We start from the raw sequence: 23994 nt of genomic DNA on the forward strand, positions 1-23994 counted from the left end.
CGCACACCGGCCAACAACAAGCTGCGCATGGACGACACCCGGGGGCAGGAGCACGTCAAGCTGAGTTCCGAGCATGGCGGCAAGAGCCAGCTCAACCTGGGGCATGTGGTTGATGGGCAGAAGCAGAAGCGTGGTGAGGGGTTTGAGCTGAGGACCGATGCCTGGGGCGCGATTCGCGGCGGTAAAGGGCTGTTCATCAGTGCGGATGGGCAAGCGAAAGCGCATGGCCAGATGCTCGACATGCGTGAAGCATCCAATGAGCTGCGCAAAGCGATCCAGCTCGTAGCGGCGCTGGCGCAAAGTGCTTCGGCTTCGGGGGCTTTACCTGCTGATATGGAATCCCAGCAGTCCTTGAACAAAGCACTCATCAATTTGGCCGAGGCTGGCTTGATCGCCTCTGCACCGGCCGGTATGGCGCTGACAACGCCTAGCAATCTGCAGTTGTCGGCAGGTGCGAATCTCATTGCCACGGCAGGGGATAGTGCCGACCTCACCGTCTTGAGGCGCTTGAGCGTTGCAGCGGGAGACGCCATCAGTCTATTTGCCCAACGGTTGGGGCTCAAGTTCCTCGCCGCGCGTGGGCCTGTTGAGATTCAGGCGCAAAGCGATGCCATGACACTAAAGGCCGACAAGGCAATGACCCTCAATAGCATCAATGGCGAGATGGTGCTCAATGCACAACAGGGCATCACCTTGGTCAGTCGTGGCGCGTACCTGAAACTGAAGGACGGCTCCATCGAAATCGGCGCGCCCGGCGAAGTACGCATACTTAACGATCACATCGAATGGGGTGGTTCGGCATCACTCGACGAGGCGCTTGTAGCCATGCAGATGCAAGACCCTGTGTATCAGTTCCAGGCTCAGGGCCGTTTCCAAATCAGAGATAAGCAAAGCGACGAGCCGATGGCACATGTGCCCTACCGAATCGAAGCTGCCGACGGCACTGTCGCGGATGGCATAACCGATGGAGATGGATATACCCAGTCCCATTACGGCCTTGATCTGGAAAACATCAAGTTGTTCTTTGAATGAGCATGGAGCTTTTACACATGGATCAAGCGAGTACGCCAGCGGCACAAACGCAGCTCAGCAAAAAAGGCGCCGTGGCGATTGCTTATCACTCGTCCGTGCAGTGCTATTTCCGTCCTGAAACTGAGGAACTGGTGTTCGTCGCAGACGGCGAAGCGGGCGCATTCGAAAACCATTGGCGGGGCATGCTGGTAAGCATGGATGCCTTTCACCAGGCCGCAGAGCGCTATTCCAGCGCACTGGAAGCCTATGGTCGTGCAGCCCCGACCGGCCTCTCACCCTTGCAGCAGGAAACTCACCACAAAGCGGTGAGAGCCGCCGAGCAGGCGCTGGCTGAAAACCGCAAAGCCCTCCATGAAAAACTGGGCGAGTTTTCGATGGAGGGCATGAGCTATGACGATGTAGTCGAACTTATTCCCATTGCCGGGCGGGGCGGCAAGGGCAAAAAAGGCGGTAAGTCGTCGCGTTATGCATTCGTCAAGAAAGGCTACTTCAGCAAAACCCAGCAAGGGCTCAAACTGCATTCGGTGTCCCTCAAAAGCAGTGACGGCAAAGGAGGGGCACAAAGTTTCATCAGCAAGGACAAGCATGGCAGGGCCTTGATCGATACCGGAAAACTCGCCAAGCAACTGAGTGCGCTTGAGTGGCCGAAACTGAAGCTTGAACTCAAAGATGTACTGAAGTGGGCCAACCCGGATTTCGACCTTAAAAGTTTGGGCATTGATGAGGTGCTCTTCGATTGGGCGGAAAGCTGGAATCACAGCTTGCAGGGCGAGAAGAAGGATGCCATCGCCAACGTGGATTTTTGCGCAGGGGCGCAATTCATGCGCTTCGTCGCCAACATGGGCGCCAGCGCCGAATTCGATCCCCACAAGTCTCAGGCGTCGATCAAGGGCGAGGGCAAAGCCAGCCTGACCTTGGCCTCAGGTACGGTCGCCCTTACTGCGTACGTGCCAGACCGTTTCGGCTGGAACCTGAAGTACACCGACAGCAAACAGCAACTGTTCGACATGGGGCATTTCCGCCTGGTGGTAGCCCAGCGGTTAACGGGGTTCATCGGCGCGTCGGCAATGCTCGAAGGGCAGTTGCAGGTGATGGTCAAAGGCGACAATCAAGTGCTGGCTGGACAGAAGGGGGGGCGGCTGCCGCGTTTCAAGGAGCGGCGCACGCGTGGGGCTGTGTTTTACCAACAGATGGCCAGGGAAGAGGAAGGGCTGAACCTGTCTGCTGAAGGCTTTGCGGGTGTGCGGGCGGAGGCCGGACTCAAGGGGAGTTTGCAATGGTTGAAACCGGCTGAACCCTTTGATCCTGACAATATGGCTGCCGGTTTGTTGAAGTCCACTGGCGAGTTTACTGACTTTTGCAGCATTGCCAGTAGCATTTCTGGGATGGCGGGGGCGGGCCTGGGGGGTAAGTTTTATTGCACGTTTATCAATGGCAGGTTTTGCTTTCATGTGGCCGCCAGTTTGTGTTGGGGGGTAGGGGCGAAAGGTGCAGTTATCTGTGAGGTGGGCGTCAGCACAATTATCGAATTTGGGGCTTGGTTGATTTATCAGTTGTATCGTTTGAATTATAGGTTTTTTGACGTGGTGGAGGAGGGCGCTTTTTCTGCCTACAGTCAGTATTGTGTAATGCAAATGGCAGACGCAGCGCTAACAGTTTATCAATCCTACGGCCGCCTTTCAGGCTCAGCTATTGAGGTTTCAAAAAAATTTCGGGGTGTCGTTGACGAATTTGTTGTTGAGGGTCGAAATGGATTGGCGTCTTCTCAGAAAAGGAACGCTTTAGCATCTAATACGGTTTCTCGCAGACAAGAATTACTGCGATATACGCCCGAGGCGAAGGGCATACTTTTGTATCTTCTTACGCGGCATGGGAAATGGGATCACATGGATCCTGAAAATCGAAGTAGCGCTTTTCTTGATGTATTTACGACTCGTAAAGAGGCGGTAATCTGGGTGCTGAGGAGTATCCAGACCCGTGCCGAATGGCGAAAGGTGTTGTGCCGGTTGACGGTGGATGGTAGCAACTTGGCTAAAAATGCTGATGAGGCCTCTGTTGAAAAAGAGCAAGAGCAGCATCTCTTTAATTTTTTGCAGTTAGGTTTCAATCGTGATGGCGAGCTTCATAATGCTAAGTATGAAATGGTCTCTATTCGACAGAGGTTAAAGATAGAGATTGCCTGGGGGTATGCGCTTGCCATGAATGATACGTGGTATTACAAAATCAATAGTATGGCTAATCCTCATTATCCACAGCGCTGTATGTTTTTGCCCTGTGATGAAGATTCAAATCAGCTGGCATAATTTGGGGTGGATATGGGTTTTTCGAGAGTGGCGCTTGGTTTGTTTGCTGCTTGTGTATTGGCAGGATGCGATCTCCTAATTGGGCAGGAAAGAGAGGGTGGCAGAGACGTTACAAGTGAGGAGCTGGATGCTTTCATTAGGGAGGTCAAAGATAATATGATCTTTGTTGAGGGTGGGGAATATCTAATGGGCGACTACGGTTCGCAGTATGGGCCAGAAAGGCTACCGTATGACCTTGATAAAGACAGTAAGCCACTGCATCGGGTTCGGCTCAGTAGTTATTCGATGTCAAAATTCAAAATTACTAATCGAGAATACTCATTGTATTCGAGGTTGAATGATTCTTCGGTGCTGAAATACATTGCTGAAGATGACCAGTATGAGTTCGTCAGCGTGCCGCCGAGTAATCCAGCACCCATTGATTGGTATGAGGCAGAGAAATACTGCAGTTGGTTGGCGGATGTTAGCCAATTGCCATTTGCGTTGCCTACTGAAGCTCAGTGGGAGTACGCAGCTCGCAGTCGGGGTCGTTTCTTCATGGTCGCCACGGACGACGGTACCTATAAGGTGACTGATGATGAAGTGACTGCGGAATGGCGGGATGGCCCCAAAGGAATCAATATTTCTACTTCTTGGGACAGAAAAGCGTTTGCTGAAGAGATGGGATGGAAAACCGGTATACACACTCCGCTGCCGGTCGATAGATTTGCCCCTAATCCGCTGGGCTTGTATGGCATGTCCGATAATGGCCTGGAGTGGGTTAAAGATTGGTATGACCCCGACTATTACAAAAACTCGCCTATTCAGGACCCTCAAGGCCCCAGTAAGCCTGTCTACAAAGGCCCAGAATCTAACGGCAACTATGCCAAAGTGTTGCGAGGAATAAGCTATGCAAATCCGCTTTGGGGGGGCGGGGTAAATGTACAGCGTAGCTTCAGAAGTCCGGATGGGTATATCAGCGGCTTCATTCTTGGAACAGAACTGTTAGCCGTCGTAGGTAAGACTGCACGTTGCGTGGTGAATAGCGCAACTCCTGTGAACTAAGGCAGGTTCATGTCTGTTATTTTGGGTTGTCATTGAGTTCGTAAGCGATACGGGTCGGTACGCCTGATTCTTCGTTAAAGGTTCACCAAGCCCTGAGCTACGTGATCGATGGTGTGTGCCCGTTGTTTGATAACTTTAGATTTCCACTAAGACTTTTGGCGCTGGGTTGCTCGGGCGCGTTGGGGGCGTATGAAAGATGTACCAGTAATAAAATGGGCGTTTCTCATGATAGGGAGCGGGCTGGTAGCCATGGGTGCGCTTTCCTATAAAAAGTCCAGCGATTTTTTGGCTGAGGCCATTTCCACGGAAGGTACGATAATAGCGTATGGGCGATCGCCCACAACGGGTGCGATCAAGCCTGTTGTGCAATTCCTCGACAGGGAGGGTGCAACTGTAGAGTTTACTTCGCGCGATAGCCTCAATGAAAAATATAACCCGATAGGAAAAAAGATTGAGGTGGCCTATCCCTCCGCTGACCCTCAGGGTGCCAGGGTAAAATCGTTTCTTTCCCGATGGCGTATTGCAATTCCAATGATGTTGATAGGCAGTCCGTTTTTATTGGCGGGCATTGCAATGGCCCTGGTCGGTCGTCTCAAAATCCGCAAGATAAAACACCTGAGACAGCAGGGTCAGGTGGTACAGGCAAATTACCAGTCAGTTGCCGTGAATCACTCGTTTTCAATCAACGGTCAACATCCCTACCTGATTGTCTGTCAATGGCTGAATCCGACAACCGGCTTGTTGCATCGATTGGAAAGTGACAATGTCTGGTTCGATCCAACGCCTTACATCAGCAGCGACAAGATCAAAGTATTTGTCGATCCGAAAAACCCCGGAAAGTATCACGTTGATCTGTCCTTCCTGCCTGAATCTGCGGATTGATGACTGCTGCGCAATGTTTATGGGGAGCTCTGTATGAAGGGTGTCATTCGTATCGGCGACATGCGTTGTTCGGGCGATCAAGGTTTCATTCACAGAAACCGCCCGATGGCTTCGCTCGGCGATCGTCGTGATTGCAGTTGCATCTTGATCACTTGCTTGCCACAGGCAGGGAGGCGTTGACGTGCCGGTTGACCTCGACACCTTACCTGAGAGGCTTGTGCCGCCGTCGGCTCCCGATAAAAGGCGCTGGCTACTCGTGATTTTATTGTGTTGCCTACTGGGCGGAAGCCTTGGGGTTCTGTTCTGGCCAAGTGATAGCTGGCGGATGTCGGGGTGGTTCTGGTGTTGTGTGCTTGTACTGCCGTCGGTGGCCGGGCTTTTATTGTTCGCTCTGCGCACAAGGGCTTATGAACAGGCGCGGGAATACGCGCAGAGCTGGAACCGGCAACACACCGAACATGAGCGCTTGCTGATAGCACACGGGCAGCGCGCCATCGCCTTGTTGGCAACCTCTTACCGCACCCCGGCAGGCAACAATCAACTGGCTCGGGCGTTACGCAGTTCAAGTACACGCTTGCAACCTGTCTACCTGTCGGATGTGGATTCGACCTTGCGTGCGAGTCAACTGATGCCCTTAGGCGATGGCACTGCGGTGCATTCATATCAGAGGCGCTTGCAGTTGTTCCTGCAGCAATTGATGTGCGGCCTCAATGGCGAGTTGCAGCGCTACGGGCGATCAGCACCGTTAAACCTTCGGATCAAGCACAACGGAGTACTCAGCGATGCTGAGGTCCTGTCGGTGTGGCGCTCCTGTGCAGCCGAAGACTTGGCAATTGACCAGGTGCGGTTCGCGACACAGGACGACGGTGTGCTCTGGCTGGATGAGTGGCTGGATCAGCCCGAAGCCTGTTCGCTCTTGCTGTCGCTTGAGATCAATGTGTTCCAGGAGCCCGTTTCGGAGCAGGCTGAATCGGTCTCTGCCTTGTTGCTCGCTCAATCGCAGTTTTGCGAAATGCAAAACCTTACGCCAGAGGCATGGATCCATCGCCCTGTGCCAATGACCAACGAGGCGAAGTCACTGCAGGACGTGTTGCGTTGGGGGCGCATAGGGGACAACGAGCCTTGTTTTGTCTGGCAGGCGCAGATACCTGGCGATGTCCTATGCGCTGTGAGTATCGCAATGGAACGTGCAGGTCGTTCGCTCGACATCGATAAGTGTATGCGGCTGGACGACGCGTTTGGCCGGCCAGCCAGCGCTTTGGGCAACATCACAATCATTGTCGCCAGCGAGCAAGCGGCGGCGGATGTTCAGCCACAGTTGGTCATGTTGCAGGACGCTTCACCGCAATGGTGCGTCATACGACCCGCTGTACAGACTGGAAGTGAAATCAAGTCATGAGAAAGCAAACTAGCATCTGGATTGTGCTCCTTTGCATGGTTGTCATCGGCGGGATATTGATTTGGGTCGACAACCCGATCGTTTCTGTAACCGATGAGAACAGCCAGCTGAGGCTATTTGCCGGTGTGCTCGGGTTATGTTTGCTTGTGTTGCTCCTCGATGGCCTTGGCGCGCTGGGTATCAGGAAGTTGGCATCATTGGAGTTTTCCTCGCGTGTAACCCATTCGCTGTCGCGGCTGTTCCCCAGCCCTGCTCGCAGCGAGTCTACGGCCAACACCGTCAAACAATCGCTGCGCGATCATTATGGTTACTTCTGGCGCCGCAAAGTGCGCCTGTTGCTCGTGGTCGGCGAGCCGGAGCAGATTGACGCCATTGCCCCAGGTTTAGCTGAGCAGCAGTGGCTCGAAACGCCAAATGCGGTGCTGTTGCACGGCGGCGGCATGCAGGTAGAACCGGATATAGAGTTACTCGCCAAAGGGCATGGGCTTGATAGTGTCATTTGGGTAGTGAGCAAGGAGCAGAGCCGCGATGTCACGGCGATGAGCAGCGGCGCCCGCCGCTTGCAAAATCTCGCCAAGCACGTGCGTTGGCAATTGCCGCTGCATCTGTGGCAGGTCTGCGAAAGTGCCTGGCCGCAATCCGCACGCGAGGTACAACCGGTGGGCTGCAGCCTGCCGGCGCGGTTTACGGCAACGCAGCTGGATGCGCTACTGCAAAGATTGCGGCAACCGCTGCGTGAACAGGGTTTGGCGCAGCTTCAGAACGACCTCGCCCATGATTTCCTGCTGCGCTTATCGCGCGACCTTCAGGCCGACGGCGGTGCGCGTTGGCGAGCCGCAATGTCTGTGGCAGAGGGGGGACGTGGCGTTTCGTTGCGTGGGTTGTGGTTCAGCTTGCCGCTGGCGCCTAGGGACACGTCGAGCACAGCCCATCACTGGCTGCCGGCTCCGGCCTGGCATGGCGTGTTGGGTGACCGCTCGGCCAATCCGCAGCGCCTGGGCTGGAGTGCTAGCCGAATAGGTTACGTTGCGGCCCTGAGCTTCACTGCAATGTGGGGCGCAGGCCTGCTGCTCTCCTTTGCCAGCAACCGCGCCGAAGTCGGCCGGGTAGAGGCGGCATTGGCGACGCTGCAGCAACCGGCTGAAGCGCACGATTCACGCGTTGCCTTGGACGAATTGGTCCGCGAGTTATCGCGCTTGGACTACCGCACCGAACACGGTGCCCCCTGGTACCAGCGCTTCGGCCTGGATCGCAGCAAGGCTTTACGCGATGCCCTGTGGCCGCACTATGTGGGCGCCAATAACCGACTCTTGCGCGATCCGGCTGCGTCTGTGCTGAAAGCCCAACTCAATGCCCTGGTCAAACTTCCCCCGAACAGTCCTGAGCGCAGTAAGCGGGCCCGAGAAACCTACGACCAGCTCAAGGCCTACCTCATGCTGGCTCGCCCAGAGAAGGCCGACGCAGCCTTCCTGGTCCGCACCCTCGGCGCTGCCGAGCCCACGCTGTGGACCTTCTTCGCCGAGCAACTGCCCGCCAACCCCGACTGGGCCATCCAGGCCGACGCCAGGCTCATCGCCCAGGTTCGCCAGGTGCTGCTCGGCCAACTCGGCCAGCGCAACGCCGACACCAGCCTCTACCAGCGCGCACTCGATGCGGCGGCCAACCATTACCCGGCGCAGGGCCTGCAGCAGCTGGTCGGCGACACCGATGCCAGCGCCTTGTTCGACACCGCGGCCAGCGTCCCTGGCGTGTTCACCCGCCAAGCCTGGGAAGGCCACGTGCGCCAGGCCATCGACGAGGCCGCCAGCGCGTGCCGCGAACAAATCGACTGGGTGCTCAGCGACAACCCGCAAACCCTCGCCGCAGAGCTCAGCCCCGACCAGCTCCGCGAGCGCCTGACCGCGCGCTACTTCCAGGACTACGGCAGCGCCTGGCTGGCCTTTCTCAACAGCCTGCGCTGGCAGCAGCGAGGCAGCCTGGACGAAGTGATCGCTCAGCTGACGCTGATGAGCGATGCCCGACAGTCGCCGCTGATCGCCTTGATGAACACCCTGGCGTATCAGGGCCAGGCGGGCATGCGTGGCCAGGCCCTGGCCGATTCCTTGATCCAGTCCGCACAAAACCTGATCGGCCAGGACAAGCCGGCGCTCATCGAACAATTGCCCCAGGGCCAGAGCGGCCCGCTGGACAGCACCTTCGGGCCGCTACTTACGCTGTTGGGCAAAAAACCGGAAGGGCAGCTTCGCGATGACAGCCTGAGCCTGCAGGCCTTTCTCACCCGCGTGACCAGCACCCGCCTGAAGCTGCAGCAGGTCACCCAGGCGCCAGACCCGCAGGCCATGACCCAAGCCCTGGCGCAAACGGTGTTCCAGGGCAAGCGCGTCGACCTGACCGAAACCCAGGCCTACGGCAGCCTGATCGCCGCAAGCCTGGGCGCCGAATGGGGCGGCGCTGCGCAGGCCCTGTTCGTGCAACCTTTGGACCAGGCCTGGCAGCGCGTGCTGCAGCCCTCGGCCGCCGGCTTGAACCGCAACTGGCAACGCGCCGTGGTCGATGAGTGGAACGGCGCATTCGCCGGCCGCTACCCCTTTGCCGTCACCTCCAGCGATGCGTCGCTGCCCATGTTGGGGCAGATGATCCGCGCCGACTCAGGGCGCATCGAGCAGTTCCTGCGCGAGCAGTTGTCGGGGCTGCTGCGCAAGGAAGGCAGCCGCTGGGTAGCCGACCCGCGTTACAGCCAGGGCCTGCGCTTCAACCCGCAGTTCCTGGCGGCGATCAACCAGCTCAGCCAGCTGGCGGATGTGCTCTACACCGACGGCGGCATGGGCCTGAGCTTCGAGCTGCGCGGCAAGCCGGTGCGCGATGTGGTGCAGACCACCTTCATCCTCAATGGCGAGAAGCACCACTACTTCAACCAGCGCGAGCGCTGGCAGCGCTTTCGCTGGCCGGGGCAGAGCGACTATCCCGGCGTCAGCCTGACCTGGACCAGCGTGCACACAGGCGAGCGCCTGTTCGCCGACCTGCAGGGCACCTGGGGCCTGATACGCCTGCTCGAGCAGGCCCAGGTGACCCACCTCGACGACGGCGGCAGCCAGATGCGTGTGGTGCTCAAGGCGCCAGATGGCCTCGGCCTGACCTGGCACCTGCGCACCGAATTGGCCGGTGGGCCCATCGCGTTGCTTGAGCTGCGGGGCTTCACGCTGCCGCGGGACATCTTTTTGGTGGACGACGCAAACGTGCAGCGCGTCGCACTGCGAGGAGAAGCCCGATGATGTTGAACAAGTTGATTGGCAGTTGCTTGCCGACAGAAGACCCCTTGCTCCTGGCGCGACAACAGGGGCAATGCTGGGACGCGTGGCTGCAGCCCATCCGTGCGGACGCTCCTGCGGGCGATGACCCGGCTCACGAAGACGACTTCCAGCGCATGCGCGAGGAGGTCAACAAGCTTTCCGGTGCGGATGTCGAGCTAGTGATCGCGCTGGCAGAGCAGCTGCTCAAGCACACCTGCAAAGACCTGCGCGTCGCTACCTATTACCTCTGGGCGCGCCTGCACAAGGGCGGGGAGGCGGGGCTGGCAGACGGCCTGAGCCTTCTGGCGGCGTTGGTCGAGCGCTACGGCACGCAGGTGCTGCCTGCCCGCGCCAACAGCCGCAAGCTGGCCATGGACTGGCTGGCCAGCAGCAAGGTGCTGGACAGCCTGTCGCGTTATCCGCAAGTGGTGAAGGCGCAGGCGCAAAGAACGGTGGCCGCACTCGCCTGGCTGCGCAGTGGCCTCGATGCATGGCCTGAAGCGCATCGGCCCAACTTGTCACCCTTGATCAGTGCCCTGTCCAGTCGCCTGGCGCAGTCGGGTGGGGTTGATGCGATCGTTCCTCAGACCAGCGCCGCACAGGCGGCCCCCCAGCAGGCGCCGGTGGCCATCAAGTCCGGTCGTGATGTGCTGGACAGCGGCCGCAACCTGGCGCGTTACCTGCGCGAGCAACCCGAAGGCTGGCTCGCGGCCCATCGGCTGCTCAGAAGCCTGCGCTGGGACACGCTGCACCAGGTACCGCCCCATGATGCCGAGGGTATTACGCGCCTGTCGGCGCCGCGCGGCGAGTACCGTGCCCAGCTCCAGCGCCTGTACTTGCAGCAGGCGTGGAGCGCGCTGCTCGATCAGGTCGAGCAGATGTTCACGGAAGGGGTGAACCACTTCTGGCTGGACCTGCATTGGTACCTGTACCAGGCGTTGAGCCAGTCGGCGGCCCACGACAGCAGTTGGGCGGGCATCGTCAAACGTGACCTGGGCATGTTCCTCGAGCGGCTGGCGGGTATTGAGCTGTTGCGCTGGAGCGATGGCACCCCCTTCGCGGATGAAGCGACCCGTGACTGGATCAACCAGCACGTCAGCGGCAATGCTGCCCACCAATGGCTGCCCGCCGCTGCGCCAGTGGGCGGGGCGGGCGAAGACGATGTACTGAGCCTGGAAAGCGAAGCGTTGGCGCAGGCGGACAGCGATGGCATCGAGCGAGCCCTGGCATGGCTGGCTGCGCGCACCGACCTGGCAACCGGGCGCCAGCGCTGGCTGCTGCGCCTGGTAATGGCGCGCGTGGCCGAGCAGCACGGCAAAACTGAGTTGGCCTTGCACCTGCTCAGCGAGCTCGATGCCAGTGGCCAACGCCATGGCCTCTCGCAATGGGAGCCGCAGCTGTATTTCGAAGTCAAGGCGCGGCTACTCAAATTGCTGCGTCTCAAAGCCCAGCGCAACGATGCCGACAAGCCCAGCCTGGCTGGGCAGATGGAGGCGCAGCTGGCTGCGCTCGTTGCAATCGACCCCGTGCGCGCCGCAGTGCTTTGCAGCTAGCGCCTTCGAACAGGAACGTTTTCTTGAATACGGATAATCCGACGCTGCGTTACTTCGATGCCGAGATGCGCTACCTGCGCGAAGCCGGCAAGGAGTTTGCGCAAGCCTTCCCTGACCGTGCAGCCCAGTTGAACCTGGACAAGCCGGGTGCCGACGACCCCTATGTAGAACGCCTTTTCGAGGGGTTTGCATTTTTGATGGGGCGCCTTCGCGAGAAGCTCGATGACGACCTTCCCGAGCTGACCGAAGGGCTGGTAAGCCTTCTGTGGCCCCATTACCTGCGCACCATCCCCTCGTTGTCGATCATCGAACTGCTGCCCGAGATCGACCAGATGAAAGGCAGTGAAGGGGTTGCGCCGGGGTTTCAGGTCCTTTCGCAACCCATAGGGCCGGATCGAACCCGCTGCCAGTACGCCACCACCCAGGCCGTCAAGTTGCAGCCACTGAGCTTGGGCACCGCTGGTCTTGATCATGAGCTCGATGGGCGAGCCCTGTTGCGCCTTCGCTTTACGTGCGGTGTGCTGGCTGATTGGGCTCAGGTCGAGCTTGCCGATTTGCCTCTCTATTTGCATGGCGATGCGGCCTTGACCAGCGCGTTGCACCAGGCATTGACGCTCAACGTTGCGCAGCTGTACGTGCGCGTGCCCGGCCAGCAGGGGCGTCGGCCACTCGGTGGCCATTTCTCGCCCAAGGGCTTTGCCCAGGAGGACCGCCTCTGGCCCAAAGGGGACAGTGCCTTCAGCGGTTACCAGCTGCTGCTGGAGTACTTCACCTTCCGTGAGAAGTTCATGTTCGTGACGCTGCAGGGCTTGCAGCAGCTGAAGCTCGCTGCCGGCACGCCCTGGTTCGAGCTCGAGGTGGTGTTCACGGGGGCCTGGCCCCATGCGTTCACACCGAACGCCGAACACATTCGCCTGCACGCAGTGCCGGTCATCAACCTGTTCCCGCTGGAGGCCGACCCACTGACGGTCGACCCCCTGCACAGCGACTACCTGCTGCGCCCCATGCGTCTGCAGGATGGCCATACCGAAATCTATTCGGTCGACCGCGTCACCGGTACGAAAAACGCCACGCGGTACGACTACGTGCCGTTCACCAGCTTTCGCCACAAGGGCGGAATGCTGCGTGACCAGGCGCCGGAGCACTACTTCCATACCCGCCTGCGGCGTGGTGCCAATGGCCTGCATGACACCTGGCTGATACTGGGCGGAGAGGGCTTTGACCAGCAGGCCCTGAGCGAGCCGGCGAGCCTGTCGTTGCGCCTGACCGGCACCAATGGCCAGCTGCCGCGCAAGGCACTGCAGAGCACGCTGCTCGATACCGTTGCACAGTCCGCCCAGGCCGGCTTGCGGGTGCGCAACCTGTGTGCGCCGACCTTGCCGTGCTACCCGCCAAACCGTGATCGCTTTCACTGGCGAGTGCTGAGCCACCTGGGCTCCAACTTCCTGCCCATGCTTGCCAGTGCCGAGGTTCTGCGCGGGACCTTGGCGCTTTATGACTGGACCCACAGCGATATGAACCGGCGCCGCCTGGAGGCGATCGTCGAGGTCAAGCATCACCTCATCCAGCGTTTCGACAAAGGCTTCCTGCTGCGCGGCGTGGACATCGAAGTCACGGTGGATGCCAAGGGTTTCGCGGGCGAGGGCGATATCAGCCTGTTCGGCGAAATGCTCAACCGCTTCTTCGCGTTGTATGCCGACATCCACCTGTGCACGCAGCTGACGCTGATCATTCAACCTACTGGAAAGTCACTGCGATGGAACGAGCACCACAGTCAGCGTATGCCCGGCTGAACGCCACCGGCTTGCTGCAAGCGTTACAAGGGCACTTGACCGAGGCCAATCTGTATCGGGTCTGCCAGCTGCTGGAGCAGGCCGTGCCCGGGCAGCCACCGCTGGGCAGCACGGCGCACCCCGAGGCTGACGTCATCCGCTTTCGCCCAGACCCGGGCATGGGGTTTCCTGCCAGTGAACTGCGGGCAATCGAGCATGATGAAGCCCACCCGGACAAACCGGCCACGGTGCGAACTCGCCTGCTTGGCCTGTACGGGGTCGATTCACCGCTGCCCACGGCCTACCTGGATGACCTGGTCCAGCGCCGCGAAGGGCATGAGGCGGTCGAGGCGTTCCTGGATATCTTCAATCACCGCCTCTTCACCCAGTTCTACCGGATCTGGCGCAAGTATTCGTACCCGGCGGCGTTCGAGGCCGGTGGCAGCGATGCAACGTCCCAGTGCCTGCTGGGCTTGATCGGGCTCGGCATACCTGGGTCTGCCGAGCGCATAGCAACGCCCATGTCGCGCTTTCTCGCCTTGCTCAGCGTGATGCGCCTGCCAACGCGCAATGCAGAAGGCATCGTCGCGCTGGTCAAGCTGCTGGCTCCGCGTACACAGGCGAATGTCACGGCGCACTGGCCGAGAAAAGTGCTGCTCGATCAGCCCGCGAGCTTGTCGCCAAGCAGCCCGGTAACGCTGGGGCAAGGCACCCCGCTGGGCGCATTCAGCCTCGATGCCACCAGCCAGCTGCAGCTGGCCCTGTGCACCCAGGACCCGGATGAAGCGCTGGGTTGGCTGCCGGGCGGCCAGCTGCACCAGGATCTGCTGGTGCTGCTGCAGGTGTACCTGGGTTGGCGCTGCCTGGCGAAACTGCAGTTGTCGCTGCCGATGCGCATGCTTCCAGTCCCGGTATTGGGCAAGGCAAAAGCCATTCTGGGAATGACGGCAGTCATGGGGCTGACCGAAGCGCTTCAGGCGTCCAGGGGATCCGACCTCATGACCCTTCATTTGGGCCATTACCAAGGCCTGCATTTGAATCCTTGCAACAGGGAGGTACAGCATGTCGCGTACCGTTTTTGATCTTTTCAAGGTCGCGGCGCTGCTCGCGGCGCTAAGTGGCTGCGGGTTGACGCAGAAGGTGGCCGATAGCAGCGCCGCCGTCACCACGGCGATCTTTTACAAGCAGGTGAATACCCTTCACCTGGATGTCGTCGGCCGCGCGGTGATAAACACCGACGCCGCCGACATGAGCGGCCTGTCGGTTGCGACCATGGTCCGGGTGTACCAGTTGCGCGACGGCAAGACCCTGGAGCGCCTTACCTACGACGACTGGCTGAGCAATGCACATCGATTGCTGGGTGATGACCTGCTCAGCGAGCGAACCTTGGTCGTCAAACCCGAGGGTGCTGCGCTGTTGAGCGTCCCGCTGGAAAAAGACACCCGCATGGTTGCGGTGGTGGCGCTGCTGCGCGCACCAGGCACCGAATCAGATGCCTGGCGCCTGCAGCTCGACCGCGATGACCTGGACCCGGACCAGGCGCGGGTGATCGAGCTTGCAGACAACCGATTGACGTTGCGCCCACGGCTGAAGGAGTAGCAGGCATGCCTGAACTGACGCCTTCACTTTACGAGCTGTTGCTGCAGAACTTCGCTGGCGAACTGGATCTTCACCAGGTTGCCGAAGAAGACCAGCTGACGTTGTCCGTGCTGGACAACCTGCAGCGCATCCTCAACAGCCGCGCCGGGGCCCTTGCTCACCTGCCTGACTACGGCCTGCCCGACATGGGTACCATTTTGCAAGGGTTGCCTGCTTCCGCCCAGGCACTGATGAGCACCATGACCGGCACCTTGCTCAAGTACGAACCGCGCTTGGCTGCAGTTGCCATCGACATGCTGGCGCAGACCCTGCCTGGCCATCTCGAATACACCCTGAACATGACCCTCCACAGCGGCGCGAGCATGACGTTCGCAACGACCCTTGCGCCAGAGGGCAAAGTGACGGTGCGCCATCTGAAGCAGCAGGGCTACCTGCAGTGAGTGAAGGGACTGGAGGCAAACTGATGTCGTCTTTGTTTGAAGTGCGTATTCGCCTGGGAGGGGATCCGCGCGGCCTGGATCAGTTCAAGGCCCTGCAACAGGAGTTGGCGAAACTCAATCATCCGGCTCGCCCGGATGTGGATTGGGCGAAGATCGAAAGGGCCTGCCTCGATCTATTCGAGCAGCATGGCGCGGAGTTGCAGACAGCGGTGGCCTTTGTCTTGGCCCGCAGCCATCGCGCGGGCCTGCTGGGGATGGGCGAGGGGCTGGCGCTGCTGGCAAGCCTGATCGAGCAATGGCCCCGCCTGTGGCCCGCTCAGGCGTCAGTGCGGGTGGATCTGCTAGCCGCCTTGTTTGCCCAGCTGCAGCCCTTGTTGCGGGTGCTTGATTGGGGCCCGGACAGGGTGCCGGCACTCAATCACCTGGCCGTCGAGCTGGCGCAGCTGGAGTCGCGGCTCGCCCACGTGGCCCAGGTCACCGTAGCCACGCTGCAGAGCCTGCGTAGCCTGGTTGATTTGTTCATGAATCGCCTGGCCGAGCAGCGCACGCAGGTCTTGCCTGCGCCGCAGTGGGTGAGCAGCCCTGCAACCTCCCTGGTAGCACCTGCTGCTGTGTTGGCACCGTTGCACACTACCTACTCGATCGTTTTCGAGCCTCAAGCCAGGAAACGCAGCGTCCTGCCGTGGCTCTTGGCGGCGGCGTTGGCGGTTGCGCTGGCAGGTGTGGGAGGGTGGCAGTACTGGCTTGCTGAGCAGGCCCGCAAGCAGCCCGTGGCTGCGCCCGTTCAACTCGCTAGCCTGAGCCTGTTTGCGCCAGGGAGCAGCGAGATAAAGGCCGAATCGACCAAGCTGTTGATGAGCGCACTGGTCGAAATCAAGTCGCGACCTGGCTGGTTGGTGGTCATCTCCGGGCATGCCGATGCCAGCGGTGAAGTCAGTACGAACCTGGAGCTGTCCCGTGCTCGGGCACTGGCAGTGCGCGATTGGCTGCAGCACATGGGGGATATTCCGGACAGCTGCTTCGCCGTGCGCGGCGCGGCGGCGAATCAGCCGTTGACCAGCAACGAGACGACCGCTGGCAGGGCTGCGAACCGGCGAGTCGATATTCGTCTGTTGCCTGTTCTGCAGCCCTGTGCCGAGCTCAGTCAGGCATCGCGCTAAGGCAAGGGTCGCCCCGCCCAGCAACGGGCGGGGCGTCGCACTCAGCGAGTACCCAATTTGCGCAAGTTCCCCGGCGTAAACTCTTCAGGCCCGAAGTTGCTGGCATTGAGCAGCGCCGGCTTCTGCTGGTCGAGCAGCCGGTCGACCATGTAGGCCCCGGCGATCAGGTCATGGTAGATGGCCAGGCGCGCGTGGAAGCGCTGGATGTCATAGGCATAGATCGAGGTCTGCATGTTGGTGCGCCACAGCTGGCCGCGGCCGTCGTAGTTGTCGGCCAGGGTCGCTGCCCAGCTGTCTTCGTCGATGTAGAAGGTGCGCTTGGCGTAGATGTGGCGGGCGCTGGGCTTGAGCGTGGCCTGCAGGATCCAGGTGCGGTGTTTTTCGTAGCGCATCAGGTCTGGGTTGACGTGGCCGGCGGCGTTGATGATGTCCGACTGCTTGATGTCCGGCTCATCGATCTTGTAGTTGTTGTAGGGGATGTAGATTTCCTTTTTGCCGACGATGGTCCAGTCATAGCGGTCGGTTGCCCCGTTGAACAAGCGGTCTTCGTCGTACACGCGAAAACCCCCGGCGCCGGTGGGCGAGTCGTAGCCCACGGTCGGCGCGCGGCGCACGCGGCGCTGGCCGGGGGTGTACTGCCAGGCCTGGCGCGGCTGCGCGGCAGCGTCGGTGAACTCGTGGCCGACGATGATCTCGCCTTTCTTGCGCACCGGCTCCAGGGTGGTGAGCAGGAAGTTGGTGAACACGCCATTGGTGCTCTGGGCATTCTGCTTGGGGTCGGACCACAGCGAGTAGATCTTGTAGTTGACCTTCTCCAGCACGCGGTTGTTGTCGGCATAGACGACTACCTGGTTGTAGTTGGCCTCCTCGGTGATCGCGCGTGCCTGCATGTTGTGGTTGAGGATCAGCTCGTTGCCGTTCTTCGGGATCGGGAACGGCGAGGCGCCGAACGCTTCCAGGGCGTCATTGCCGTCGGCGCTGAGCTTGGCGTGCTGCGCATTGCGCAAGATCGCCTGCTCGGTGTCCTGGTCGGCGCGAAAATCCCGGTGGCTGGGGTAGACCGGCATCCTGAAGGTGGCGGGGTAGCGCTTGAACAGCGCCTTCTGGCCTTCGGAGAGGTTTTCGGCGTACTGGTCCATGTTCTGCGCGGTGATGACGAACAACGGCTTTTCGTCGGCATACGGGTCCGGGTAGGGGCTGCCGGGGCCGGCGAACTTCACCTGGGGTGGCACGCCGCGCCACTTGCCGCTCCAGGCCGGGATGCTGCCATCGGCGTTGCCGGCGCGCTCGGCACCTATTGGCGTCAGTTCCTTGCCCAGTTGCCCGGCATCGCTGCCGTTGGCGCTGGCCTGCAGGGCCACGGCGCTGCTCAGCAGGGTGGCGGTGAGTGTGGCGCGTAGCCAGGCGTGCTTGAAGTCATGCATGTCGTTGATCCTCAATCAGGGCTTCAGAACCGGTATTTGAAGTTGAGTGCGACGTTGTCGCGGTCGGCCCAGGGCGAATTGTTGGCATTGCCCAGGTAGGCGCTGTACAGCGCCTCGACGGTGAAGTTGCCGAGGTAGCGCCAGGTCGTGCCGATGCTGGCGCGATCGTCGCCCTGGCCGTAGTTGATCGAGCCGGTGAGGGCGCTGTCGTGCTGGGCGGCGGTGCTGAAGTTGATCGGCACCGACATGTCCCAGCCGCTGAACACGTCGTTGTAGTCAAGGTTGAGCTGCACCGTGTAGCCCCAGGCATCGCGGTCGCCCACCAGGCTGTCGGTGCCGCCCAGGGTCAGGCCGGGGGCCAGGGTCAGCGGGTCGGACTTGTCGTTGTGCAGCACGGTGTTGTAGACCAGCTCGCCGGTCAGGGTGGTGTTGTCGGAGAAGGCATTGGGGCCGAACACGTGGATGGCCGAGACCTGTGCCTGCAGGGTTTCGGCGCGCACGGCGCTGGAGAAGCCGTTGTCGACCATCACCGGCTGGCCGTCGCGGTAGCTGACTTCGCCGGCCAGGCTGGTGTCGCCCAGCACGGTGGCGAAGCTTGCGCCATACAGGTCGATGTTGTCGAAGTAGCGGGCGCGGTAGAAACCCAGGTCGCTCTGGAAGTCCAGGGTCGGGGTCTTGTCGTGGTAGCGCACGTAGTACAGGCCGAACTCGGTGTTGTTCAGCGAGGCGGCGCTGTAGCGCAAGGCCACGCCGTACTGGCCGCTGTCGCTGGGCTCGTCGTCCTTCAGGCGCCTGACGAAGCCGGTGGCGTCGCTGTAGCCGCCACGGTCGATGTAGTCGGTGGTGGAGAAGTAGCTGCCGACCCCGAACATTTGGGTCTTTTCCCACTTGTACTGGTAGTAGGCCTCCACATCCAGGTCGTCGGTGAGGCTGAACTGGCCGAACACCTGGCCGACCGGCAGCAGCACTTCCTTCACCTCAACGCCCGGGGTGGTGGCCTTGGTGGCGTCCACCGGGCTCTGCGCGCCCGATACGCCCGGGTAGAACAGGCTCTCGCCCCAGCTCACCACCTGGTCGCCCACGCGCAGGTTGAGGTTGTGCCCGGCCATGTCCCAGGTGCCGTACGCGTAGGCGTCGAGCATGCGCAGGTCGTCGCGGTGCTGGTCGACGGTGTCCTTGGGGAAGCGGTCGGGCTTGCTGCACACGCCGCTGGCAAAGCAGTTGGAGGTGCCGGTGTCGTTGTCGTTGCTTTGATCGTAGGCCCGGTCGTAGAAGCCCGAGGCGCGCATGAACACGCCGTAGTTGTCCTGCCAGCGCAGGTTGGCCTCGGTGAGAAAGCCCACCCGGTCGGTAATCAGGCTGCCCCGGTCGAAGGCGTTGTCGCCGTCGTTGGCGTCGGCGTTGGCCACCAGCTTGTGGTCGCGTTTCTCGGTACGCCAGGCAAGGCTGTAGCTCAGCGTGGTATCCCAGTCGACGCTCAAGTCATCACTGGGCTGGAAGGTCATGGCGCTGGCAGGCTGGCTGAGGCTCCCCGCCAGCAGCAGCAAGGACAAGCTCACATAGGTGTTCAGAGGCGGGGGGGCGATTGTTGTTCTTATCATTGTCGTCCTCGTGCGCGGGCATGCCTGCCCGTCCGACGTTTTGGGTAGGTGGTGCAGGCACGACTATGGGTTGGGCCTCTGGCAGCAACATCGTCCAAGTGGACTACGCGTTCGCTGGGTTGCCCCAGTAGTCCCAACGGACGATGGCAGGCAATGCCCGGCGCCGGACAATCCCTGGCCGATGGCCCCGCGCCGGGGTGCCGTGTGCCAGGGAGCTACGCCGATGATCAGGTGGGACGAATGCTGCGATGTGCTGGTGATCGGGGCGGGGGCTGGCGGCATGACCGCAGCGCTGCGGGCCCATGACCTGGGCCTCGACACCTTGCTGATCGAAAAGCGCGAGCGCTACGGAGGGCGCTCGGCGGCCACTGCCGGCCTTGTCTGTGTTCCCGGCCAGGGGCGGGCGATGCTCGAGTACCTCGAGCGTGACACCCGGGTACGCTTCAGCTCGCTCGAGCCCCAGCCATTCGCCGGCGCCGCCCTGGGCGAGGAATTGCTGCGCCTGCGCGCGCCGTCGCCCGACACCTTGATGATCGGGCGCATGGCCATGACCCTGGACGAAGCGCGGGTGCTGCAGGGGCGCGGCAGGGGCTGGGCGCACCTGGCGATGAAAGTGCTGTGGCGCTACTGGCGTGACCTCGAAGGGCGCAAGCTGTCGCGCCGTGACCGTTTTCTTACCCAGGGCAGCGCCCTGGCCGGCGCCTTGCGTTGCTCGCTGCTCGACCGGCGCGTGCCGCTGTGGCTGAACTGCCCGTTCGAGCAACTGCTGCGGGCCGACCATCGCGTCGCAGGTGCCCGCGTGCTGCGCGACGGGCAATGGCTGAACATCAAGGCGCGCCATGGGCTGGTCATCGCCTCGAGGCATTGCCAGCAAGCGATGCGCCCCAGCCTCACCGGCCTTTATGCCACCGGCGCGGATGCCAGCCTCGGCGCCGCCATGACCCACGGCTACCTGGCCGCCAACCAGATCCACCTCAATAGCCAGCAATGCCAGGGTGAGTTCACCCTGGCCCTGACCGGGAGATAAGCATGCAACAAGACACGCGACAGGTGGCATTGGTAACCGGCGCCAGCCGAGGCGTCGGGCGCGGTATTGCCTTGGCGCTGGGTGAGCAGGGCATGACCGTGTATGTCACCGGCCGGGGGCCGGGGCAGGGTGGTTCGACCCTCTACGGCCATGCCCTGGCGGGTGACCTGCAGGGCGTGGCCGCCGCCATCGAGGCCGCCGGTGGGCGGGGCATCGCGGTGGCGTGCGACCATGGCGACGACGAGCAGGTGCGCGCTCTGTTCGAACGCATCGAGCGCGAAAGTGGGCGGCTGGACCTGCTGGTGAACAACGTTGCCCATGTTCACGACCTGCTAATCGAACCCGGCCCCTTCTGGGAGAAGCCGCTGTCGCTGGTGCGCATTCTCGATGTCGGCCTGCGCTCGGCCTATGTCGCCAGCTACCACGCGGCCCCGCTGTTGTTGCGCAGTCGCCAGGCGCTGGTGTGCTTCACCTCGTCGTTCGGCGCCGGTTGCTACATGCACGGCCCGGCCTATGGCGCGCAGAAGGCCGGCTGCGACAAGCTGGCGGCGGACATGGCCATCGATTTCGAAGGGCGCGGGGTGGCGGCGGTATCGCTGTGGCTGGGGCCGCAATTGACCGAACGCACGCGCATTGCCGGGGAGCAGCATGGCGAGCAGTATCGGCAGTTTCTGGAAAATGCCGAGACGCCGGGGTTCAATGGCCGCTTGATCCATGCCCTGCTCAACGACCCGCAGTTGGCCGCCTACAGCGGGCAGACGCTGATCAGTGCCGAGCTCGCACCGCGTTATGGCATTACCGAGGCCGGCGGGCGTCAACCGCCTTCGCACCGGGCGCTGCTGGGTGAGCCACGCCGCCAGCATCCGGCCCGGGTGATCTAGAAGCAGGGCCGCCGTGCGGCCCATCGCCGGCAAGCCGGCTCCCACAGGGTCAAGCGCTGCGAGTTACCTGTGGGAGCCGGCTTGCCGGCGATGGGCTGCACAGCAGCCCCTCAAGCAGGCACCGCCAGCCAACTGCGCAACACCTGCTTGGCCACTTTCCCCGTGGCATTGAGCGGCATCTCATCGAGCACCCGCACCCGCCGCGGCACCTTGTAATTGGCCATCTGCTCCCGGCACCAGGCCAGCACCGCCGCTTCGTCGATCCGCTGCCCCGGCACCGGCAGCAGAAACGCCATCGCCACCTCGCCGAGGCGCTCATCGGCAATGCCGATCACCGCCGCCTGGGCCACCCCCGGGTAGCGCACCAGGGCTTGTTCGATCTCCGCCGGGTACACATTGAAGCCACCGGTGATGAACATGTCCTTCAGCCGGTCGGTGATGCGCAGGTAACCCTCTTCATCGAGCACGCCCACATCCCCGGTGTGCAGCCACCCCTGGTCGTCGATCGCCTCATCGGTGGCCTGTGGGTCATCCAGGTAGCCGCGCATCAGGTTGTAGCCGCGCACCAGCACCTCGCCCGGGGTGTTGGCCGGCACCGGCCGCCCCTGGGGGTCGACACAGCGCACCTGCACATCCGGCATCGCGCGGCCGCAGGTGGTGGCCACCCGCTCGGCGCTGTCGCCGCTGCGGCAGATGGTCACGAACCCGCAGGCCTCGGTCAGGCCGTAAGCGGTGACGATGGTGGCAAAGCCCAGCTCGCTGGCCATGCGCCGGATCATCTCCACCGGGATCGACGCCGCGCCGGTCACGGCCACGCGCAGGCTGCCCAGGTCGTATTCTGCGCGCTGTGGGTGGGCCAGCAGCGACTGGTACAGCGTGGGTGGCCCGGGCAGCACGTTGATGCGCTGCTGCTCGATGCATTCGAGCAGCGCCCGGGTGTCGAACACCTGCTGGGGCAGCAGCGTGCAGCCGCGCATCAAGGCCGCCAGCCAGCCCGCCTTGTAGCCGAAGGAATGGAAGAACGGGTTGACGATCAGGTAGCGGTCGCCCACCTGCAGGCCGACGATTTCGCTCCAGTCGCGCACCACCCGCAGGTTCTGGCCATGGCCACTCATCACGCCCTTGGGCTTGCCCGAGGTGCCGGAGGTGAACAGCAGGTCCGACAGGGTATCGCCGTTCACCAGCTGCTCGCGTTCGCTCAGCCGAGCCTCGCCGACCTGGTCGGCCAGGGCGAGGAACGCCTCCCAGCCCAGGCCGTCGGCCACCTCGCCCTGGGGGCGCAGGTGGATCACCTGGCGCAGTGCAGGCAGCGCTTGGCCGGCCAGCAGGGCAGGGTAGTCGGTGTCGAGGAAATGGCTGATGCAGAACAGCACGCTGGTGTCGCTGTCACGCAGCACCTGCGCAGCTTCCGCGCCTTTCATGCGGGTATTGAGCGGCACCAGGGTGGCGCCGACGCTGTGCAGGGCAGCGGCGGCGACGATCCATTCCCACAGGTTGGGCGCCCACACCGCCACCCGCGCCGCCACCGGCACCTCCAATGCCAGCAGGGCGCGTGCGGCAAGCCGGCGCAGCTGGTCCAGGCGCTGGTAACTGATGGCCTGGCCGGCCTCTTCGATGGCCGGGCGTTCGCCGTAGGCAGCGGCGGCCAGGGCGAACAGTTGCGGGAAGGTCTGAGCGTTTTCCACGGGCGGCATGCGGCCTCCTCAGGCAGAGGATCGATAATCCAGGGAGATGGCCGGGCCCGCAGGCCCGGCCGCAGGGGTCAGGCGCTTGGCGGGCCGAAGCGGCGGCCGGCGGAGAAGCCACCGTCCACGGCAATCATCTGCCCGCTGACGAACGAGGCATCGTCCGAGGCCAGGAACAGCGCGGCGCTGGCCACTTCTTCCGGTTGCCCCGAGCGGCTGAGCATGTGCTGCGAGGCGAAGAAATCGTGGAAGGCCTGCTGCTCGCGGACCATGCTGGTCATCGGCGTCTCGATCAGGCCAGGGCACAGGCCGTTGACGCGGATGTTGGCGTGGCCGTAGTCGATGGCCATGCTGCGCGTGAGCTGGTTGATCCCGCCCTTGGACACGTTGTACGCCACGTTGCCGTCGCAGCCTTGCAGGCCGAAGATCGAACCGATGTTGATGATCGAGCCGCTGCGCTGGGCCTGCATCTGCTCCAGCACATGCTTGCTGGTGAGCATGCTGCCGGTCAGGTTGATGTCCAGCACGCGCTGCCAGTCGGCGGTATTGGCGCGGGTCACGCTGCCCTGGCTGGCCACGCCGGCGGCGTTGACCAGCACGTCGATGCGGCCAAAGCGCTGGATGACTTCGCTCATCACCTGCTGCACCTGCTCTTCATTGCGCACGTCCAGGGTCATGAACAGGCCCGGGAAATCCGCCGGCGGCTGGCCGACATCCAGCCCGACCACCTGCGCGCCCTCGGCGCAGAAGCGGCGCACGCAGGCCAGGCCGATGCCCGACGCACCTCCGGTGACCACGGCGACCTTGTTTTGCAAACGAGCCATATCCAAACCCTCTGTCTTATTGTTGTGGAGCGTTTCCGCTGGCGAGTCTACCGGTTGCCGAGCCCGCCGGGATCGTCC

General features: G+C 61.9%; 18 protein-coding genes. 14 read left to right on the forward strand and 4 right to left on the reverse strand.

Annotated elements, in window-relative coordinates; all coding sequences use genetic code 11:
* From ACIPG5_RS19150 to ACIPG5_RS19205, 12 genes are all read left to right on the forward strand, one after another.
* Positions 1-1032 (forward strand): DUF2345 domain-containing protein (locus ACIPG5_RS19150; protein ID WP_401377173.1); only part of this gene is annotated, 1032 nt, incomplete at its 5' end.
* A gap of 17 nt (positions 1033-1049) precedes the next feature.
* A complete protein-coding gene (locus ACIPG5_RS19155) occupies positions 1050-3335 on the forward strand; it encodes a hypothetical protein (RefSeq protein WP_401377176.1) in 2286 nt (761 codons plus the stop codon).
* A gap of 12 nt (positions 3336-3347) precedes the next feature.
* Positions 3348-4379, forward strand: coding sequence for an SUMF1/EgtB/PvdO family nonheme iron enzyme (locus tag ACIPG5_RS19160; RefSeq protein WP_314614440.1), 1032 nt, complete (start codon positions 3348-3350; stop codon positions 4377-4379).
* Between the two features lie 189 nt (positions 4380-4568).
* Positions 4569-5261: a DUF3592 domain-containing protein gene (locus ACIPG5_RS19165; protein WP_401377178.1), complete on the forward strand. Its 693-nt coding sequence runs from the start codon at positions 4569-4571 to the stop codon at positions 5259-5261.
* A gap of 181 nt (positions 5262-5442) precedes the next feature.
* Complete coding sequence (locus tag ACIPG5_RS19170) at positions 5443-6660, forward strand: hypothetical protein (RefSeq protein WP_401377181.1); 1218 nt, start codon at positions 5443-5445, stop codon at positions 6658-6660.
* Complete coding sequence (locus tag ACIPG5_RS19175) at positions 6657-9932, forward strand: ImcF-related family protein (RefSeq protein ID WP_401377184.1); 3276 nt, start codon at positions 6657-6659, stop codon at positions 9930-9932. The genes ACIPG5_RS19170 and ACIPG5_RS19175 overlap by 4 nt, the downstream gene beginning before the upstream one ends.
* The gene (tssA, locus tag ACIPG5_RS19180; protein ID WP_401377187.1) at positions 9929-11503 is read left to right on the forward strand and encodes a type VI secretion system protein TssA; all 1575 of its coding nucleotides are present in this window, start codon (positions 9929-9931) and stop codon (positions 11501-11503) included. Before ACIPG5_RS19175 ends, tssA begins: the two co-directional genes overlap by 4 nt.
* Before the next feature lie 23 nt (positions 11504-11526).
* Complete coding sequence (gene tssF, locus ACIPG5_RS19185) at positions 11527-13296, forward strand: type VI secretion system baseplate subunit TssF (protein WP_401377189.1); 1770 nt, start codon at positions 11527-11529, stop codon at positions 13294-13296.
* Positions 13260-14357 (forward strand): type VI secretion system baseplate subunit TssG, encoded by a 1098-nt coding sequence (tssG, locus tag ACIPG5_RS19190; RefSeq protein WP_401377192.1) that lies wholly within the window; start codon positions 13260-13262, stop codon positions 14355-14357. The genes tssF and tssG overlap by 37 nt, the downstream gene beginning before the upstream one ends.
* A complete protein-coding gene (tssJ, locus tag ACIPG5_RS19195) occupies positions 14338-14874 on the forward strand; it encodes a type VI secretion system lipoprotein TssJ (RefSeq protein ID WP_401377195.1) in 537 nt (178 codons plus the stop codon). Before tssG ends, tssJ begins: the two co-directional genes overlap by 20 nt.
* A 5-nt stretch (positions 14875-14879) precedes the next feature.
* Entirely contained in the window at positions 14880-15314 is a 435-nt protein-coding gene (tssE, locus tag ACIPG5_RS19200) for a type VI secretion system baseplate subunit TssE (RefSeq protein ID WP_401377197.1), read from the forward strand.
* A gap of 23 nt (positions 15315-15337) precedes the next feature.
* Positions 15338-16474 carry an OmpA family protein gene (locus tag ACIPG5_RS19205; RefSeq protein WP_401377200.1) on the forward strand — a complete coding sequence of 379 codons (1137 nt, stop codon included), beginning with the start codon at positions 15338-15340 and terminating at the stop codon, positions 16472-16474.
* Between the two features lie 41 nt (positions 16475-16515).
* On the opposite strand, the gene ACIPG5_RS19210 is transcribed toward ACIPG5_RS19205, so the two are convergent.
* Both ACIPG5_RS19210 and ACIPG5_RS19215 read right to left on the reverse strand, forming a co-directional pair.
* A complete protein-coding gene (locus tag ACIPG5_RS19210; RefSeq protein WP_176513389.1) occupies positions 16516-17898 on the reverse strand; it encodes a DUF1329 domain-containing protein in 1383 nt (460 codons plus the stop codon).
* Positions 17899-17921: 23 nt separating this feature from the next.
* Positions 17922-19457, reverse strand: coding sequence for a DUF1302 domain-containing protein (locus ACIPG5_RS19215; RefSeq protein WP_286912835.1), 1536 nt, complete (start codon positions 19455-19457; stop codon positions 17922-17924).
* Positions 19458-19722: 265 nt separating this feature from the next.
* Between ACIPG5_RS19215 and ACIPG5_RS19220 the strand changes: the two genes are divergently transcribed.
* The gene (locus ACIPG5_RS19220) at positions 19723-20526 is read left to right on the forward strand and encodes an FAD-dependent oxidoreductase (protein WP_401377204.1); all 804 of its coding nucleotides are present in this window, start codon (positions 19723-19725) and stop codon (positions 20524-20526) included.
* 2 nt (positions 20527-20528) lie between these two features.
* Complete coding sequence (locus tag ACIPG5_RS19225; protein WP_401377207.1) at positions 20529-21407, forward strand: SDR family NAD(P)-dependent oxidoreductase; 879 nt, start codon at positions 20529-20531, stop codon at positions 21405-21407.
* A 110-nt stretch (positions 21408-21517) separates the two neighbouring features.
* Here the strand turns inward: ACIPG5_RS19225 and ACIPG5_RS19230 are convergent, their stop codons facing one another.
* Complete coding sequence (locus ACIPG5_RS19230) at positions 21518-23101, reverse strand: FadD3 family acyl-CoA ligase (RefSeq protein WP_401377210.1); 1584 nt, start codon at positions 23099-23101, stop codon at positions 21518-21520.
* A 68-nt stretch (positions 23102-23169) separates the two neighbouring features.
* Positions 23170-23916, reverse strand: coding sequence for an SDR family NAD(P)-dependent oxidoreductase (locus ACIPG5_RS19235; protein ID WP_401377213.1), 747 nt, complete (start codon positions 23914-23916; stop codon positions 23170-23172).
* Between the last annotated feature and the right edge of the window lie 78 nt (positions 23917-23994).

Source organism: Pseudomonas sp. NPDC087029 (genome assembly GCF_044745345.1).
Lineage (GTDB): Bacteria > Pseudomonadota > Gammaproteobacteria > Pseudomonadales > Pseudomonadaceae > Aquipseudomonas > Aquipseudomonas faucium.